The sequence below is a fragment of the Capnocytophaga sp. oral taxon 863 str. F0517 genome, assembly GCF_000466425.1.
Lineage (GTDB): Bacteria > Bacteroidota > Bacteroidia > Flavobacteriales > Flavobacteriaceae > Capnocytophaga.
The window spans coordinates 17,462-34,690 of sequence record NZ_KE992174.1 but is presented as its reverse complement, the minus strand read 5'-3'; the positions used below and the strand labels follow the sequence as shown (position 1 = coordinate 34,690).

Below are 17,229 nucleotides of genomic sequence, written 5' to 3'. Positions count from 1 at the left end.
ATTTTTTTATGGTTATTAGGAGGAGAGAATATACCTAAATCAAAGTCTTCTTTCCCCTCAAAAGAAGAATATCTTAAAAAGATAAAAGAGACTCCTAAAACCACCACTTTTAATGGTAAAACCTATACCGAAGAAGAGAGGAAAGCCTTTGAATAGGAGCAATGGGAAAAATACCAAACTAAGAGAAACAAAAAAGGCTTTTTTGATTGGATTTTTGGATAATCTAAAATATACAAAATGAAACAAACACTTTTATTTTCATTATTGTTATTGATTCTTGTTGACTGCAAAGCTCAAGAATTTAACTTACACAATATGAAATATTTTAATGAAGAATTTTTTATAGATTGGGAAGTGAACAGACAATATGTCCCAATAGGAGATGATAAATACTTTAAAAAAGGAAATAGAAGAATTCAATTGTTATATGATTATAATGATAACGAAGTACGAATAGAGGAAAGCGACACAATCACTCCTTATACTCGTTGGGCTACTTATAATTTAGAAACAAAAATACGGACTACTATAGGTCAATCCTTTTTTAATATTGATTATGGTATATGGTGTTTTTACTCTAAAATTGGCAAATTAGAAAGAAAAGTAAATCAAGATGAGAATTATAAATTCTCTATACGCCAACTAATTGAAAAAGTAAAAAAAGAATATCATATTAATTTAGAACTAAAAGAAGAAAGAGGGTATGTAAGTAGGTTTAATAAAAATGGTAGGTACTACTACCATCTAATATTATTCCCTAAAAATATTTATGATGAACCTACACAAGATATTATGATAGATGGGCAAACAGGAAAGAACTTGTTTAAAACAGATATAATACACAGAAGAGGAGGAAGTGGAAGAGATCCTGTATATGAATTTTTAGAATCCTTAAAAGAGAAAAACAAACCTAAAACCACCACTTTCAATGGCAAAACCTACACCGAAGAAGAGTGGAAAGCTTTTGAGCAAGAGCAATGGAAAAAAATACCAAGCTAAGAGAAATAAAAAAGGCTTTTTTGATTGGATTTTTTCAAAAAAATATCACTACCTTTGGGGGCAAAAAACAAATGAGTCAAGATCACAACACCTCCTCCGCTAAGGAACTTATCTTAGCCCTCTTTAGTCAAAATAACCTTGAATATGGCATTGACAAAGTGCGTGTCAAGGAGGCGTGGGTAGAGATAGCCGGTATAGGAGTTGTTCGATATACCGAACAAGTACGCCTGCAAGGAGATAAACTCTTTATCACGCTGAATAATGCGGCGCTAAAAGCAGACCTAAGCCTTAGGAAAACCGAACTGGTGCAGCTTATGAATGAACATTTGAAAAAAGAGGTGGTCAAAGAGGTGATTTTTCTATAAATAAAACATACAGAACCTATGAAATATAATTTTAATGATATTATCGACCGCAGCGGTACCGATGCCCTCAAACTGGAGGCACTACTCCCCCGCTGGGGACGAACAGATTTGATCCCTATGTGGGTGGCCGATATGGATTTCAGAACTCCTCCTTTTATCGTAGAGGCTATCAAGAAACGTACTGAATGTGAAATCTTTGGCTATACCGAAAAGCCACATGCTTGGTATCAGTCTATCATTGATTGGCAAAAAAGACGTCACCAATGGACAATTACCAAAGAGATGATTTCCTTCATCCCTGGGGTAGTCCCTGCGATCGTAATGGCTGTGGAAGCCTTCACCCAAGTAGGCGACCCTGTACTTATCCAACCACCTGTATATTACCCCTTTGCAGCTGCCATCCGCAATACTGGGCGCCAGGTAGTTACCAATCCCCTACTGCTCAGGGACGGACAATATCAGATTGATTTTAAGGATTTTGAAGAGAAGGTGAAAGACTGCAAACTCTTTATCCTTTGCAATCCTCATAACCCAGGCGGGCGGGTATGGAAAAAAGAAGAGTTAGTGCAATTAGCCGCTATCTGCCTCAAGCACAATGTATTGATAATTTCTGACGAGATCCATGCCGACCTTACCCTTCCCCCTTACCAGCATACTCCTTTGGCGAACCTCTCCCAAGAAGTGGCCGAACGTTGTGTAACCTTTTCTTCGGCCAGCAAAACCTTCAATATGGCAGGACTGGCCAGTGCCTACGCTATTATCCCTAATGCCGAGGTGAGAAAGAAATTTTTAGACAAAACCGTGGGTTATATGCTCACCGATGGAAATGTCTTTGCCTTCCAAACCACGGTAGCAGCCTATGAACAAGGAGAGGAGTGGCTTGGCCAACTACTCAGCTATGTACAAGGAAATATCGACTTCTTGACCCAATATATTGATACTCATCTGCCTAAAGTGAAATATATCGTCCCGCAGGCCTCCTACTTAGTATTTTTGGACTTTAGGGAGTTAGGACTCTCCCAAAAAGAATTGGTTGCCCTCTGTACCAACAAGGCACACTTGGCCTTAGTTGATGGTAGTGTCTTTGGAAAAGAAGGTACCGGTTTTATGCGAATCAACTTAGCCGCTCCACGTGCTGTAATTGAAAAGGCAGCACAGCAGTTGTTAGTGGTTAATGATTAGTGGTTAGTCACTTGTCATTAGTCATTATTCTATCCAGCCACTTCCTATAGGCCTGTCGATTCTTGTTGTGCTCCTGTAGGGTGCGGGCAAACTTATGGTAGCCGATACGTGCCGTATCGGCTACAAAAAAGAGATACTCATGCTCCTCGGGCGATAGTACAGCCTCTATAGAAGAGATATCAGGCATAGCGATAGGCGCAGGAGGCAAGCCCTGTATTCGGTAGGTATTATAGGGAGAGGCAATCTGAGTGTCTTTGATATATACCCGCTTGATAATGGTATCATACTTGCCGGTAGTCTCCTTAATGGCATAAACCACGGTAGGGTCGGCTTGTAGGGGCATCTTATCCTTCAATCGATTGAGATAGACACCTGCTATGGTAGGCCTCTCATCCGCCATATAGGTTTCCTTTTGTACAATGGAGGCCAATACGGTGACCTGTTCGGGGGTAAGTCCTTGAGCAGCGGCCTTTTCTTTTCTTTTTTCATTCCAGAAAGTCTTATATTCCTTCTCCATTCGTTGGGCAAATTCTTCCGCTGAGGTATTCCAATAGAGCTCATAGGTGTTCGGGATAAAATGCCCCAATATATTGAGAGAGTCAGTCCCATTTTCAGCAAGGAAATAAGGACTAAGGAAAGCATTCATCAGCGAAGTACTGTCAGCCTCTATCTCTTTAGAAATTCGCTGTGCTAAAAGCGACAAACGATCTTGGTTATTAAAAGAAACTTTTACCGGTTGGCTTCGGTTCCTGAGCATACGTACCAGCTGTAGGTTATTCATTCCCTTACGGATTTCATAGCGGCCAGGGCGTACATGATCGGTATATTTCATAGCCGTTGCCACCCAATAGAAGGTATTCGTATCAGAAAGGGAAGGATAAAGTTCCTTCGAGATAAAAGAATAATCACTCCCCGAGGGAATATAGAATATATTCTCTTGTTCCTGAAAGGAGGTATTGGGATAAAGCAGTATATAGTAGCCTGCTCCAGCAAGTGTTAGCCCTCCTAAGAGGATGGTAAGCGCTATTATTTTAAAGATTTTCTTTATCATCTTCTATATCAGTGTATTATCTTATATGTCGGGTAATAGTCAATTGTGTAGTAGGGGCAAAGAGCATAAAGGGTTTGGGATCAGAGGAATATATCACTTTGTTATTAAATATCTCCATGACCGCAAAAGACCAATTCTCTCGGTTGTAATTAATGGTCATCCTACCGATACTTGCAGGATAAGCCTTTAGGTTATGCCAGGCCAAAGCCTGTGAATTATTACCAAAATTAAGTCCCGCTGATACCATACCGGCCATCAACCAGCTGGGAGAGACCACCCATGAATAAGCATAACCTATATTAGCGCCTACTTGATAGTTATCAAAGGCTGTAGGAATCGTCTCTTGTAATGCCATATCAGGTAGGAGCTTATGATAATATATTCCAGCTCCAAAGAGTAGGCTCCCTGCCGATTTTAGCTGCCTTTCACTCTGTTCGAAGGCTGCTCGCAAGGAGAGTTTTTTATGACGGAGTACATAGGTACCATCAATCCCCCACCTCTTCACCGCAAGATCGGGGAAAAGAGTATACTTTTTCTTTTCTAAAGGTCGCCCTTCTTGAGTGAAGAAGCCTCGATAATCTTGGTAATAACCATCCAAGAGTATTTTCTTCCCATATTTGTGCATTTGGAAATCTGTAATATGAGAAGATAAGCCTGTATCTGTTTTCAGAGGAAATAAACTAAAAGAAAGCAGCAGATTCATTCCTATAATCTTCCTCAATCCTAAGCCTATTCCTATATTCTGTGGATAAGTAGGATTATAAGAAATCCCTTCATGCTGGATGGTAAGCATCTTATTAGGTACAAAGAATTTTACCCACCACTTATGAGGATATTCTTGTACGTATAGCGTATCTTTTTGTTGGGCTGTTAGAATATTCGAATTGAATAAAACAAATACAAAACAGATTGTTATTCTTATTAGTCTTTTTATTGTTTTTGTAGGATGGAAATATTCCATCAATTACTATGATTCTGATTTTATTAATTTCTTTTTAGTGCTCCAATATTGGATTATTGTTTGTGTCAAAAATATAACTTGGAAGCATCACATAAGGTTCAAAACTATCTTCTGTGATGATAAATTCTTCTATGTGATTTAAATAGTTTTCTCCAAAATCGCTAAAATCTGTATTAAGTTCGGTTGTTTTGAGTATTTTATTATTTAGGATATAATCCATAATGATTTTTTTATCCTTCACAACATAGAAATATTGTAGTTTTTCATTCCATTTGTTTTTTAGTTTGATACTTCCTTTTTGCAATATTTTATTTTTTATACTCCCTGAATTTATTTCTTTACCTTTTTCATATTGCTTGAAGTTTATAACTGTATCTATAGTATCTGTATTTTCATTTTTATTTTCTATGATCGTATATATGTATTCTTTTTCTCCCTTTTCGTTATATATCTCTGCGTTTATCTGACCATTTTTCTGTTTTTCTTTATAATATCTAAGAATATTATTTTCATCTATTTGCTTGATACCGGCAAATTCACCTTTGTTGTAAAGTATATAACTATCGTTTTTTTCCAAATCATTATACAAATAACCTTCATAGCAAGCCCCTTCTTTGAAAAACAATTCTCCTTTTATTATCTTTTTATTCTTATTATAGTAAGTAATTTTATCTATATCATGATGAATACTGTAGTCTGTTTGTTGTTTTATATTTCCATTCTTATAGTAAGCGATGCTTTGTTCTATATGTCCCAGTTTATACGTACTTTTCTCTTCTATGTGACCTTCATCATCCAAGGTATAAGCCTCTCCAGCATAAGGTTCATTATATTTGTAAATAAGTTCGCCCATTTTCTTTCCTTTAGAATCGAAGAAGGTGATAAGAACATCTTCTTTTTGTTTTTTTCTATCAGAGAATAATTTTCTTGAACGATAATATGTTTTTTCATCCACTATATTTCCTATGGCATCCCACTGGGTAATGGTTTTCACCTCTGTAGGATAGTGATAGTAATCCACTTCTATTCCTGCTTGGGCTTCACTTTCTTTTATGTATCGAGATCCTATAAGTTTTCCTTCTTCATCATAATATTTTATATTTACATTATCATTCTCATCATAATCATTTTCTATTCTTGCCTTCTTCATATCTTCGTCGAATTGTATTCTCTTTTTCACTTTGGCATTTTCTTGGAAATAGGCTACATTGAACTCTTTCTTGTCTTTTACATAAGCATTATCCGCATAATTATAAGTCTCTATATAAGTATTTTCTCCTTCTTTTTTATAGAAAGTATCCAAACGTCCTTTTTCATCATATACACTATAGGAAAGATTACCGTTTTCTTCCTCTCCTTGTATTTCCACCTTACCATTTTCAAAATAGAAGGTGAACTTTCCTACTAGTTCTTCTATACTTCTAAATTTTTTTCGAGTTGTATAAGCATCCATTTGGAGCTTTCCACTTAGGAAAAAGTCTTTGACATGGTAGTGCCCTCCCTTTTCGGAGATGATGCGATAGTATTTTGCCTTTTCTTTAACGGTTGTATTCCCCCCTCCATCAATATAAATTTTCTCTTGAGCGAAGAGATAAAGGGGAAAAATATATAAAAATAAGAATAAAATCCTGTTCATTTTGCTTGATTTTTTCTGATTACAAAGGGACAAATTTACGAAAAACTTCCGATTTCTAAGGGGCTTTTTTAGTTTTTTTCCAAGGAAAATAAAAACAGGCCTCACCTTGGAAAATAGCATATTATTACTTAACTTTGCTGCTGTTTGCAAATTTGTTTTTAGATCTATTTTGACTCTCACTTATGAAGCATCTATTTTTGGTTCTTCTTACAGGGCTTCTAATGGCTATTGCCTGGCCTACTTATGGATGTTCCTTGTTTATTTTTATTGCTTGGATACCATTGTTACTTGTGGAGGCACAACTCCGCAACACCCAAAAGCCCTGTAAAGGAAAGGTCTTCCTACTTTCTTGTCTTAGCTTTTTGGTATGGAATACCCTCACTACATGGTGGATATGGAACTCTACTATAGTCGGAGCTCTATTTGCTATTTTAGTCAATAGCCTACTGATGAGTATCGTTTTTTTCGCCTATCACTTAGTCGCGAAGCGAAATACTACTAAGATCAGCAGTATCTTCTTTATCGTTATATGGATAGCCTTTGAGAAGTTCCATCATCATTGGGATTTTTCTTGGCCTTGGCTCTCCTTAGGGAATGTCTTTTCTGAAAATATCCGCTGGATACAGTGGTATGAATATACGGGTATTTTCGGAGGGAGTCTTTGGGTGTTAGTAGTGAATATACTATTATTCCACTCCTTACGTATCTTCTTAGCAACCAAAGATAAAAGACTGTTTTACAAGCGTATAGGAGGTATCAGCTTATTGGTAATTATTCCTATAGGTTTCTCTTTGGGGCTATATTCCTTCTATAAGGAAGAAGGAAAACCAATCGAAGTGGTAGCCCTACAGCCCAATATAGACCCTTATAGGGAAAAATACAGCCTCTCCAATGAGGAAACTATCCGTTTGCTTTTGAAACTCGCTGAGGAAAGCGTTACAGATAACACCCATTTTGTACTGACCCCTGAAACGGTCATCTCTGAGGGCGTTTATCAGTTAGAGGAGATCTCTCATAGCCAAGAGGTTACCTCTTTACATGCCCTTTTAGAGAAATACCCTCAGCTGAATTGGCTTGTAGGTATCTCCATCTACCAAGTTGTTCGAGATAAAAGTAAGATTGGAGCACAGAGCAACTATAATCCACTACAAAACTATTGGTTTAATGACTATAATAGTGCTTTTTTGCTGAACTCATTTGGGATTATGGGCTACCATCACAAGTCAAAATTAGTCGTAGGGGTAGAGCATATGCCGCTCCAAGGGATTTTGAGACCTATCTTAGGAGATATTATGATCGACCTAGGGGGTACCATAGCGGTAAAAACGACCCAAGAGATTCCCTCTGTTCTTAGCTCCTTATCCGATGAGAAGGTAGCGCCCGTCATCTGTTATGAATCTATCTATGGAGAATATGTAACCCAATATGTAAGAGAAGGCGCCCAATTCCTGGGTATACTAACCAATGATGCCTGGTGGGGAGATACTCAAGGACATAAGCAGCTGCTGAGCTATACCCGCCTTAGAGCCATAGAGACCCGTAAAAGTATTGCCCGAAGTGCCAATACCGGTATCTCTGCCTTTATCAATCAGCGAGGAGAGGTCATAAGCTCACTCGATTATGGAAAAGCTGGCGCCTTAAGAGGTACTATCTTGGCCAATGACAAGAAGACTTTTTATGTTCGCTATGGCGACTATATAGCACGTCTCAGTGCTTTTATAGGAATAGGAATTTTACTTACCTCCTTGCTAAAGAAAAGAAGTGAAGTATAGTTCAAGGAACTATACTTCACCCATTTATCAATTAGAAAACATGTGAAAAGACTTCATTTTTTTCTAAGCCGTTGATTTTCCTCTTGTAGGAATTTTATTCTCTCCAAAAGTCGATGAATAATCTCAATACTAGGGACATTGATATCAAGATCATAGTGCCAATTGACAAAGCGTTCAAAGGCTGGTAACTGGTCATAATTCACATAAGTAACCCTATCAATAACCTCAGTTTTTATCAGTCCGTTATCTACCAAAGCATTAAAAAAAGAGGATTTAATTTTATAGAGCCTTATAATCTTTGTTTTTGATATTTTAAGCGGATGTTCCATTTTCCTGTAGTTTTTTCATTTGTTCTAGTAATTGTTTTTGCTTATCCGATAGATTTTTAGGGAGTTCTACAGTATAAGTGATGAATAAGTCGCCAAAGGTTCCCTTCTTGTATACTGGGAATCCCTTACCCTTAAGGCGTACTGTAGTTCCTGGTTGGGTTTCAGGTCTTACCTTCAGTTTCACTCTACCGGAGAGGGTTTCCACTTGTACTTCTCCTCCAAGAATAGCCGTATACATATCAATGGAGACCTTTGTTTTGAGATCATTTCCCACGCGTTCGAAAGTAGGATCAGGCAATATTTGGAAAGTAATATACAAGTCCCCATTAGGCCCCCCATTCACTCCTTCACCACCATAGCCTTTGAGCTTTATTTGCTGATTATTTTGGATACCTGCAGGAAGTGTTATGCGGATTGTTTTTCCATTGACAGTAAAGGTAGTGGGCTGAGTAACAGCCGCATCCCTGAGCGAGAGAGTGAGCTCGGTGTGCAAGTCCTGCCCCTTAAATTTTCCATGAGCAGTCCCAAAACCACCTCGGTCAAAGCCAGCCTCCTTACCAAATATCTCCTTAAAAAAATCTGAAAAATCATTACCACTTGTATAAGTAGCCCCCTCGAAACCATTTCCAAAAGGGTTTCTTCCCTGTTGTCGAGCATTTTCATAGGCTTCCCCTTGTTGCCAATCTTTGCCGTACTTATCATACTTAGCTCGATTTTTGGAGTTTCCTAAGACCTCATAGGCTTCATTAATCTGCTTGAAACGTTGCTCCGCCGATTTATCATTAGGATTCATATCTGGATGATAAAGACGAGCAAGCTGTCTGTATGCCTTCTTGATATCTTTTGAAGAAGCAGACTTATCTACGCCTAAAACCTTATAGTAATCAATATATGCCATTGGGTTATATTAAATATTTTTTTACAATGAGACAAATATAATGTAAATTAATGAATTAACCTAAATTAATAGCAAAAAAGGATTTTTTTCTTTCAGCAAAACTATTTGCAAACAAAAAACTACAGAATATAAACTTTTCTACAAATAAAAAACTAATAAAAAGCTATAATACATTACTCTCCTAATTTAAAACGAATAGAAAGAAAGCCTATTTGTGTCTGTGGTGCTTTCTCATCTGCATTGAATCTGTAAGTAAGTGCGGATTTTCGTGCGGCTTCTAATAGGCAAGGAGCCTTGTTGGTTGTTCCCCGCTCCCCTGCCTTAGCACGAATGACCTTTCCTGAGCGATCCACTTCTATCTGTACAATTACCAAGCCTGATTCGTTACAATCTTGGTATATCTTCTCGCCACTTATATACTTACGCCCACTCAGTCCCCAACCTTTTCCACTTCCACTTCCAGCCCCTTCACTACTATCTCCATAGAAGCTATTAGCATAAGAATTTCCCTTGGGATCCCCCTTGTAGCCTGGGAGTTGGTCATCCCCCTGATTGCCTGATCCTGTACTGGACTGCGAATGCTTTGGTGAGGCATTCAAGACACTTGATAAGGCATCAGTGGTAGCAGCGGCTGGCTTTTTCTCCGTTTTTTTAGGTTTGGGCTCCTTAGGTGGCGTTTTCTTTTTTTCTTCCTCTTTAGGAAGGGCAAGGGTTTCTTGTGTCTGGTCATTTTGAGTCAGTAGTGGCTCATTGGCTGTAGGTTGCTCCTCTATCTTGGATTCTTCCTGAGGATCTTCCAAGTCTTGAGATGGAGCGGTAGGCTCTGGCGGATTGATATCCCCCATCCCTACTTGATCCGTTCCAAAAGTGATGGTAATTCCCTCTTCCTCTTCAGCAGAAACCATAGCATTAGTTAGCCTCATTACTAATAAGGCTAACACAATTAACGCCATTATTATCAGCGTAATAGCAAATGACTTTTGCTTATGTACTGTATCCAATACCATAACTTAGGATTACTTAGGCCGTACGGCTAAGATAAGTTTATACTGATTTTGATTGGCAATATCCATAACAGAAACAGCCTTTTCTATAGGGACACTCTCCTCTACCCTAAGGACAATGGTCGGATTCTCCATTCCTGAGAGTGCTTCCTTAAGCTCCGTTTCCATTTGAGAAATATCCACCAACTTATTATTTACATAATATTGTGCATCCTTATCAATGCTTACCGATACATTTTGAATCGTTGAGGACTTTCCTTGTGCCTTGGGTAACAACAGATCCAATACCTTAGGATTGTTAGAGGCGGTAAGCATAAAGAAAATAAGCAATAAGAATACGATGTCCGTCATGGAGGACATACTAAACTCTGGGCTTACCTTATTAGTTGATTTGATACTCATCTTATTAAATAGGTTCGTTCAACATATCCAAGAAATCAACTGTAGTAGCCTCTAGCTTTTGGGTAACATTATTGATTCTCATCACCAAGTGATTATAAGCCAAATAAGCTACAATCCCTACAATAAGACCTGCTACAGTAGTGGTCATAGCAGTATAGATCCCTCCGGCCAGTATGCTCATATCAGCCTGTCCATTGGTGGCCATAGCATGGAAGGACATCACCATCCCTACCACAGTCCCCAAGAAACCAATCATAGGACCTACCCCCGCAAGAGTAGCCAACAAGGAAACATTTTTTTCCAACTTATAGACTTCCAAAGATCCTGCATTCTCTATAGCCTTATGGATATCATCTATAGGCTTCCCTATTCGAGAGATTCCCTTACCTACCAATCGAGCTACAGGACTATTGTACTGAAGACAAAGATTTTTAGCCGCCTCTATGCGTCCTGAAGCTATATTATCCCGAATAACGCTCATAAAATTAGCATCTATCCTCTTGGCTGAACTGATAGCAAAAGTCCTTTCAAAATAGATGTAAATGGCCGTAGCAAGCATCAGAAATAGAACCCCTATAATGATGGTATTGGCCAGGCCACCATCTAAAATAAGGCTCATAATAGAGAGACTTTCTTGTTTTACCTCAGTGGTTGATTCCGCTGTAGACATCGCATTTGCTTGTAAAAACAACATATTTCCTTTAATTTAGTTTTAGGGGCAAAAATACATCTTTTCTTTATAAAAAACTCATTTTTTAATATTTTTATCACTTCCTATTTTTAAACCATAATACTTTTAGGAAAACAAAGCTAAACCACCCTATAAATCTCAATCAATCAACAACTTAAACATTTTAACATATATTTATACTATCTGACACTTGTAGATTCAAAAAATATGCGTACCTTTGCAATCGAAATAAGGAAGTAAGTTTTAAAACCAATCCTTAGATAGTTTACTGATAATAAAAAGGGAATTGCCAAAAAGAGTAATTCACTTATTGAAGATAATCTTATAATTGTTTAGTTTTTTCACGAAAGTCCGAGCTACGAAAGTACTCGGATTTTTTCTTGTATATTCTAAAATATTGAGCACTGCAAATATACTCATTTTTCAGCTAAACACAAAGCATCTAAAGACCTTTAACTTTCTTTTTAATCTCAATTATATATCAAAGCATCTCTTATAGGTTCATAACCTATTAATAATAAACTATTTACATTTTATCAGATAAAAATATTGGATATCGTTTTGTATATATGAAAAAAAGTTGTATCTTTGCACCCGCAAAAGCATGGCGAGGTAGCTCAGTTGGTTAGAGCGTTGGATTCATAACCCAAAGGTCACGGGTTCAAATCCCGTCTTCGCTACAAAACGTAAAATACTGAAAAAGAGTGTGTTGTATTCTACAAACACTCTTTTTTTATGGCCAAAATCCTGCATATTTTAAGAACCGAATACGCTACCGAATACGCTATGAGCAACAAAGGTCTGTTCTCCCTCCTTTTAATGACTAAGATAAATTCAGAATAAAGAAAATACTAGCATACTAAAAAAGAATCTCCTCGCAGTCAGGCTGCGAGGAGATTGAAAAATATGAATATATCAGAGACAAGTACTACTAATAGCCTAATATCTTAAGCATTTCCTCTGCCTTTTGCTGCTCCATAAAGAGGCGTGAGGTAAGTTCTCCATTTTTATCTCTATCAATAAGTATTATCTTGGGCTGAGGGATCAGACAGTGCTGTAGCCCTCCTATTCCCCCTATGGAATCCTGATAAGCTCCCGTATTAAAGAAACCTATATATAAGGGCTTATTCTTATTATACTTTGGCAGATAAATAGCATTCATATTCTGCTCACTATTATAATAATCGTCTCCATCACAGGTAAGCCCTCCTAAAAGTACTCTCTCATACTCATCATTCCAACGATTGATGGGGAGAAGCACAAAACGTTTGTTGATAGCCCAGGTATCAGGAAGCGTTGTGATGAAGGAAGAATTAATCATATTCCATTTCTCACGGTCATTCTGTTGTTTCTGATACATAATCTCATAGATGGCTCCTCCTGCTTCTCCTACCGTAAAGCTCCCGAATTCGGTAAAGATATTCGGTACTGGTACCTTCTCTTGTTCACAAGCTATTTTAATTTGTCGAATAATCTCATCCACCATATAAGCATAATCATACTCAAAGGCTAAGGATGTTTTTATAGGGAATCCTCCTCCTATATTAAGGCTGTCCAACTCTGGGGCTACTTTCTTGAGCTGAATATATACTTTGAGACATTTAAGAAGCTCATTCCAATAATAGGCATTGTCCTTGATCCCTGTATTGATAAAGAAGTGCAACATCTTGAGGGTTACCTTCTTATTATCTTTTATCTCTCGATTATAGAAAGGAACAATATTCTTATAACCGATCCCTAAGCGGCTGGTGTAGAATTCGGAACGAGGATCCTCTTCAGAGGCTATACGTATACCTATGTTATAGCGCTCCTTTATTTTCTGGTCAAAAAGATTGATTTCTTCATAATTATCAATAATAGGCATGCATCTATCATATCCTCTATTGATTAGGTCAGCAATACCATCTATATAAGCATCACGCTTGAAGCCATTACAGAGGATGTAGTTTTCTTTGCTAATAAGTCCTTCGTTAATTAAATTGTTGATGATATTAATATCAAAAGCAGAAGAGGTCTCCATATGGATATCATTCTTCAGCGCCTCTACCATCACATGCTTAAAGTGCGAACTTTTGGTACAATAGCAATAGTTGTACTCTCCTTTGTATTTATGTTTTTTGATAGCTTTTTCGAACCATTTCTTTGCTCTTTGGATATTCTCTGAAATTTTGGGTAGATACATGAATTTCAGAGGCGCTCCATAGCGGCGTACTAGCTCCATAAGGTCTATATCATGGAAGCGAAGTTCATCTCCCTCCAAGGTAAATTCGTCCTGAGGAAAATAGTAAGTTTGATCTATGAGATCTATATATTTATTTTTCATTTTATTTTCGTATTTATTGTATTTTTAGGGAAGAGATAAGGAACAAATAGAAAATAAAACTCAAATTCTCAGAGGGGCATAGCTCTTTCCTATCCTTCGAAGGATATTTTGGGCAGGGCGTAGCGAAAAAAAAGACAAAACCCTACATTGTAACAGATGCAGAGGAAGAATAACAGCATAATAAACTGAAGGAGGCTCAATAGTCTTATTCATTGATTATCAAACAATTATATAGGTAACTGATTCCTTAAAATGATAGGTTCATACAAGGGGCAAATATACTACTTTTCTACAAATATGAAAAGATTTTTTATAAAAAAGCCACTCCTTTTGGGAGTGGCTTTTAAAGTAAATATATTTAATTATTTTACTTCGAAAGTTACACGGCGTGCAAGCTGACGAACGTTAGCTGACTTAACGTTAGAAGTCTTATCTACTCCTTTTCCTTCTGTTGAAAGTTGAGAAGCACTTACACCTCTGTTAGTAAGCAATTTCTTAATTGCTTCAGCACGTCTTGCAGAAAGTTTTTGGTTGAACTTAACTGAACCTTCTTGGTCAGCATAACCGGCTACATTCAAGCTAGCTCCTGAGTTTTGTTTTAGGTAGTTAGCTACGAAATCAACAGCCCACAAAGAAGATACTTGAGGAGTTGCAGATCCAAGATCGAAATAAACATTGATGTAACCTTTCTCGATAAGCTCACGAGCTGATTGTCCAGAGTAGTTAGTAGCTGGAGCAGCAGGTGCTGGAGCAGCTTGGTTAGATGCTAGGCTACCATATTTTTCGTTGATGTAGTTTTCAACTTCATCAGGAACACGGTTGCTGTTGGTATCCACCATTTTGTCTTCCTTGTTTTCAAGTCTCTTAGCGAGTTCTGCTACGGTGTTTTCAGCTTTAGCTACACGCTCAGCAAGTTGGCTGTCGCTAGCAGCTTGGCTGTACCAGTCAGCATGTACCAAGTTTCTTCCAAGTGCTACTTGCAAACCGATAGTTCCAGTGAAGTTAGTTCCTTGGAAACCACGTTTGGTAGTTACTGCATTACCATCAAATGTTCTGTTTTGCCTAGCATACAAGTAGACAGAACCATCTAACAATAAAGAAACACGATTACTAAGGCGAATCTGTGGAGTAAGACCGAAAGTAAAGAAGCCTAAGTTATCTGCTTTAGAGAAATTATCTCCTTTAAGTTGTCCTACACCTACACCTGAGTGTAATAACAAGCCAAGATCACGAGTCCAATCCTCAAAAGAAAGCACGCGGCCTACATTGGCTACTGCTTGCAAGTTTACATTCCATATATTGGAATTAAATTTAGGAGAATTCTTTCCTTCTTCAATCTTGTCATATCCTCCTGCTAATCGCAAACCAAATTTGTTATTAAACATATAACGAACACCTCCGTTAAGTGTCCAAAGATTTGGTGTTTTTGTCGCATATCCAGATGTAAACCCTACTGTTGGCTTGTTGACACCACCATTTACATCTATCGACCATTTATTGTATTCTTGAGCATTCGCACCCAAGGCTACAAGAGCTGTCAAAGCTAGAATTTGCTTTCTCATAAATGTGATTTTTAATTCTAATTAAATTTCATTAACGTGGGGACAAAGGTAAAACATTTTTTTGTTATAGCAAAGGAAAAAAGATCTTTTTTTACCCACACCCTTATTGTTTATAATTTTGTTGACTATTTTCTAATAAATTTCACTTATCTGTAAGTCTTCATAGCGAAGTATGTATACAGCTCTATTCTCATATCCTCCTCCTTTTACACTATTCTTTATGTACTGAAATTTATTTTCCTGATAGGAGGTTTCCCCTATATTAACCTCCTTGACAAAGTTTCCACTTAGGCTCGTTCTAAGTACGGCATCCATAGTAAGATCAAATCCTCTAAAGGCATATTTGCTGGGAGAAATCTTATAGGTCTTAAGATATTTGCTTATAAAAGCATTATTTTCCCCAGCATATCTATTGGCGGCTGGATAGGTAAACTTCAGCGCTGAAAGCTGTGTGTTGGATATACTATTATGGTCGTAGGCCTCACCCTTGTCCAAGGTAGCCATGATAATATTATAGTTCCTATTCTTGCCTGAGATCCCTGCTGTGTTATAGAGTATACGTATCGCATCGGAGAGGAACACTACATTATCGGAAGAAACAAATACGATATTGGTAGCATCCTTGACCAATGCTTTCTGTATCCCTTGTATATTATCTACATTTTTAGCTTGTAGGAAAGAGGATTGTAGCTTCTCATTCATATCCTTACTCTTGCTATCGGAAAGCAATATAATGTTTGCATCTGGATATTTTTGGTATATGAAGCTGATCATACTATTCTGCTGTACTTCTATAGTAGGAACCGTCTGGAATACATTGGGGCGCAATTCTATATTTTTGTTAGACAAAGGTGCCAATATAGCGGTATTCTCATCGGTTATAGCCTCAGAAAGCGCATTAAAGGCAGAAGGAGCAAAAGGCCCTATAATGACCTGTGAATTCTTGAGGGCTTCACTGGAGGCGACAGTCTTTACTCCTTGCACATTTCCTTGGCTATCATATACATTCACTGTAAGGGAAAAGCCCATTTTTTGTAAGGAATCCAGGGCTATAAGAGCTCCAGAATAGAAATCTGCTGCCACCGCTGTCATTTTTTCTTTTTGCAACTTTATTTTAAGATCGGCCATATTACCTGCTTGGATTCCTGTAACCTTGAAAGGCAATACAAAGGATACCCTCTTGGCATTAGCCGGACGCATATTAGCCTTTATCTTCGGGTTGGCATCTGTAGTATTTCCACTCTCTACCTGAGCTAAGCCTGCTGTGGCTATATAATCTAAGAAATTACTCTTAGGAATCCATATTTGAGCTTCGAGCTTGATACCTTCCTTGAGCTCGGGATTGAGCTTTTCCAATTCTTTTTGAGAAAGACCAAACTTACGTTCTAAGCTCATGAAACCCTCCCCTTTTTCTACTTGGTAGAGGACTAAGGCCTTATCGGTAGTCACTTGAGGAAGACCGCTTCGCCCTGCGGGTACCCATATTTCCATTCCTTCTTTAAGAGGATCTGGAAGATTGGGATTGAGCTTCTCTAAGACTTCCTGAGTAGTCCCATAGTTCTGCGCTATACGCCATATGCCTTCTCCAGGTTTTACAATATGCTTGGTTAGTCCTTCTTTACCTTTGGAAATCTCCTTAGTAACTTCCTTATATACTGGAATGGTAATCTCTTGGCCTTTGCGCAAATCTTTTTTGTAGAGAATCATATTATAGCGGCGCAAGTCATCTTGTGTGATACCATACTTCTGTGCCAGTCCATAAAGCGTTTCCTTATCCCCTACCTCATGTATCTGAAAGCCTAAGGGTTGTTTTTTATTAAAGTAACTCACCTCTTCTCCTGGAAGTAGTAATATCATTCCTTTTTGTAAGCCCTTTTCTACCAAAGCGGAATTTAGTGACTTTATATCATTAGGAGAGAGACGATAGACCTTAGCTATACCCTCCAGCGTATCTCCTTCTTTTACGGTATAACTGGTATGTTGTTTGGTTTGTGCAAAAATAGGAAATCCTATAAAAACCATTAAAATTAGTAATATCTTTTTCATGTTTATTT

15 protein-coding genes and 1 tRNA gene are annotated in these 17,229 nt (G+C 37.8%); 5 read left to right on the top strand and 11 right to left on the bottom strand.

All coding sequences use genetic code 11. The annotated features are described in order from the left end of the window. Positions 1-237: 237 nt before the first annotated feature. The 3 genes from HMPREF1551_RS13235 (at position 238) to HMPREF1551_RS11180 (ending at position 2,546) form a co-directional block, all read left to right on the top strand. Positions 238-999, top strand: a complete 762-nt coding sequence (locus HMPREF1551_RS13235) for a hypothetical protein (protein ID WP_021629263.1) — start codon at positions 238-240, stop codon at positions 997-999. Positions 1,000-1,070: 71 nt separating this feature from the next. Beyond that, positions 1,071-1,364, top strand: coding sequence for a DUF721 domain-containing protein (locus tag HMPREF1551_RS11185; protein ID WP_034544675.1), 294 nt, complete (start codon positions 1,071-1,073; stop codon positions 1,362-1,364). A gap of 18 nt (positions 1,365-1,382) precedes the next feature. Continuing rightward, entirely contained in the window at positions 1,383-2,546 is a 1,164-nt protein-coding gene (locus tag HMPREF1551_RS11180; protein ID WP_021629261.1) for a MalY/PatB family protein, read from the top strand. 7 nt (positions 2,547-2,553) lie between these two features. Here the strand turns inward: HMPREF1551_RS11180 and mltG are convergent, their stop codons facing one another. Genes mltG through HMPREF1551_RS11165 form a run of 3 tightly spaced genes read right to left on the bottom strand, consistent with a single transcriptional unit; the run spans position 2,554 to position 6,194 of the window. Next, entirely contained in the window at positions 2,554-3,597 is a 1,044-nt protein-coding gene (gene mltG / locus HMPREF1551_RS11175) for an endolytic transglycosylase MltG (protein WP_021629260.1), read from the bottom strand. Positions 3,598-3,613: 16 nt separating this feature from the next. Beyond that, on the bottom strand, positions 3,614-4,558 hold the full coding sequence (locus HMPREF1551_RS13520; RefSeq protein WP_021629259.1) for a DUF4421 family protein: 945 nt from the start codon (positions 4,556-4,558) through the stop codon (positions 3,614-3,616). A 34-nt stretch (positions 4,559-4,592) separates the two neighbouring features. Continuing rightward, a complete protein-coding gene (locus HMPREF1551_RS11165; RefSeq protein ID WP_034544664.1) occupies positions 4,593-6,194 on the bottom strand; it encodes a hypothetical protein in 1,602 nt (533 codons plus the stop codon). Between the two features lie 182 nt (positions 6,195-6,376). Here HMPREF1551_RS11165 and lnt point away from each other — a divergent pair, with 182 nt between their 5' ends. Next, positions 6,377-7,966 carry an apolipoprotein N-acyltransferase gene (gene lnt / locus HMPREF1551_RS11160; protein WP_021629257.1) on the top strand — a complete coding sequence of 530 codons (1,590 nt, stop codon included), beginning with the start codon at positions 6,377-6,379 and terminating at the stop codon, positions 7,964-7,966. 53 nt (positions 7,967-8,019) lie between these two features. On the opposite strand, the gene HMPREF1551_RS11155 is transcribed toward lnt, so the two are convergent. The 5 genes from HMPREF1551_RS11155 to HMPREF1551_RS11135 form a co-directional block, all read right to left on the bottom strand. Beyond that, on the bottom strand, positions 8,020-8,295 hold the full coding sequence (locus HMPREF1551_RS11155; protein ID WP_021629256.1) for a chaperone modulator CbpM: 276 nt from the start codon (positions 8,293-8,295) through the stop codon (positions 8,020-8,022). After that, positions 8,279-9,193 (bottom strand): DnaJ C-terminal domain-containing protein, encoded by a 915-nt coding sequence (locus HMPREF1551_RS11150; protein WP_021629255.1) that lies wholly within the window; start codon positions 9,191-9,193, stop codon positions 8,279-8,281. The genes HMPREF1551_RS11155 and HMPREF1551_RS11150 overlap by 17 nt, the downstream gene beginning before the upstream one ends. Before the next feature lie 173 nt (positions 9,194-9,366). After that, positions 9,367-10,116, bottom strand: a complete 750-nt coding sequence (locus tag HMPREF1551_RS11145) for a hypothetical protein (RefSeq protein ID WP_231374981.1) — start codon at positions 10,114-10,116, stop codon at positions 9,367-9,369. Between the two features lie 93 nt (positions 10,117-10,209). Further along, positions 10,210-10,599: an ExbD/TolR family protein gene (locus HMPREF1551_RS11140; protein ID WP_021629253.1), complete on the bottom strand. Its 390-nt coding sequence runs from the start codon at positions 10,597-10,599 to the stop codon at positions 10,210-10,212. Between the two features lie 4 nt (positions 10,600-10,603). Next, positions 10,604-11,293, bottom strand: coding sequence for a MotA/TolQ/ExbB proton channel family protein (locus HMPREF1551_RS11135; protein WP_021629252.1), 690 nt, complete (start codon positions 11,291-11,293; stop codon positions 10,604-10,606). A 603-nt stretch (positions 11,294-11,896) separates the two neighbouring features. On the opposite strand from HMPREF1551_RS11135, the gene HMPREF1551_RS11130 reads away from it, so the two are divergent. Beyond that, positions 11,897-11,970, top strand: a tRNA-Met gene (locus HMPREF1551_RS11130). A 251-nt stretch (positions 11,971-12,221) separates the two neighbouring features. On the opposite strand, the gene HMPREF1551_RS11125 is transcribed toward HMPREF1551_RS11130, so the two are convergent. The 3 genes from HMPREF1551_RS11125 to HMPREF1551_RS11115 all read right to left on the bottom strand — a co-directional run bounded on the left by HMPREF1551_RS11125 (position 12,222) and on the right by HMPREF1551_RS11115 (position 17,221). Next, complete coding sequence (locus HMPREF1551_RS11125) at positions 12,222-13,613, bottom strand: Pyridoxal-dependent decarboxylase sheet domain protein (RefSeq protein WP_021629251.1); 1,392 nt, start codon at positions 13,611-13,613, stop codon at positions 12,222-12,224. A gap of 362 nt (positions 13,614-13,975) precedes the next feature. Then, on the bottom strand, positions 13,976-15,175 hold the full coding sequence (locus tag HMPREF1551_RS11120; protein ID WP_021629249.1) for an OmpA family protein: 1,200 nt from the start codon (positions 15,173-15,175) through the stop codon (positions 13,976-13,978). Positions 15,176-15,307: 132 nt separating this feature from the next. Then, positions 15,308-17,221 carry a LysM peptidoglycan-binding domain-containing protein gene (locus HMPREF1551_RS11115; RefSeq protein ID WP_021629247.1) on the bottom strand — a complete coding sequence of 638 codons (1,914 nt, stop codon included), beginning with the start codon at positions 17,219-17,221 and terminating at the stop codon, positions 15,308-15,310. Positions 17,222-17,229: the final 8 nt, after the last annotated feature.

Coding starts and splice junctions, on each gene's coding strand:
- HMPREF1551_RS13235 (WP_021629263.1), top strand. CDS start 238: ATGAAACAAACACTTTTATTTTCATTATTGTTATTGATTCTTGTTGAC.
- HMPREF1551_RS11185 (WP_034544675.1), top strand. CDS start 1,071: ATGAGTCAAGATCACAACACCTCCTCCGCTAAGGAACTTATCTTAGCC.
- HMPREF1551_RS11180 (WP_021629261.1), top strand. CDS start 1,383: ATGAAATATAATTTTAATGATATTATCGACCGCAGCGGTACCGATGCC.
- mltG (WP_021629260.1), bottom strand. CDS start 3,597: ATGATAAAGAAAATCTTTAAAATAATAGCGCTTACCATCCTCTTAGGA.
- HMPREF1551_RS13520 (WP_021629259.1), bottom strand. CDS start 4,558: ATGGAATATTTCCATCCTACAAAAACAATAAAAAGACTAATAAGAATA.
- HMPREF1551_RS11165 (WP_034544664.1), bottom strand. CDS start 6,194: ATGAACAGGATTTTATTCTTATTTTTATATATTTTTCCCCTTTATCTC.
- lnt (WP_021629257.1), top strand. CDS start 6,377: ATGAAGCATCTATTTTTGGTTCTTCTTACAGGGCTTCTAATGGCTATT.
- HMPREF1551_RS11155 (WP_021629256.1), bottom strand. CDS start 8,295: ATGGAACATCCGCTTAAAATATCAAAAACAAAGATTATAAGGCTCTAT.
- HMPREF1551_RS11150 (WP_021629255.1), bottom strand. CDS start 9,193: ATGGCATATATTGATTACTATAAGGTTTTAGGCGTAGATAAGTCTGCT.
- HMPREF1551_RS11145 (WP_231374981.1), bottom strand. CDS start 10,116: ATGAGGCTAACTAATGCTATGGTTTCTGCTGAAGAGGAAGAGGGAATT.
- HMPREF1551_RS11140 (WP_021629253.1), bottom strand. CDS start 10,599: ATGAGTATCAAATCAACTAATAAGGTAAGCCCAGAGTTTAGTATGTCC.
- HMPREF1551_RS11135 (WP_021629252.1), bottom strand. CDS start 11,293: ATGTTGTTTTTACAAGCAAATGCGATGTCTACAGCGGAATCAACCACT.
- HMPREF1551_RS11125 (WP_021629251.1), bottom strand. CDS start 13,613: ATGAAAAATAAATATATAGATCTCATAGATCAAACTTACTATTTTCCT.
- HMPREF1551_RS11120 (WP_021629249.1), bottom strand. CDS start 15,175: ATGAGAAAGCAAATTCTAGCTTTGACAGCTCTTGTAGCCTTGGGTGCG.
- HMPREF1551_RS11115 (WP_021629247.1), bottom strand. CDS start 17,221: ATGAAAAAGATATTACTAATTTTAATGGTTTTTATAGGATTTCCTATT.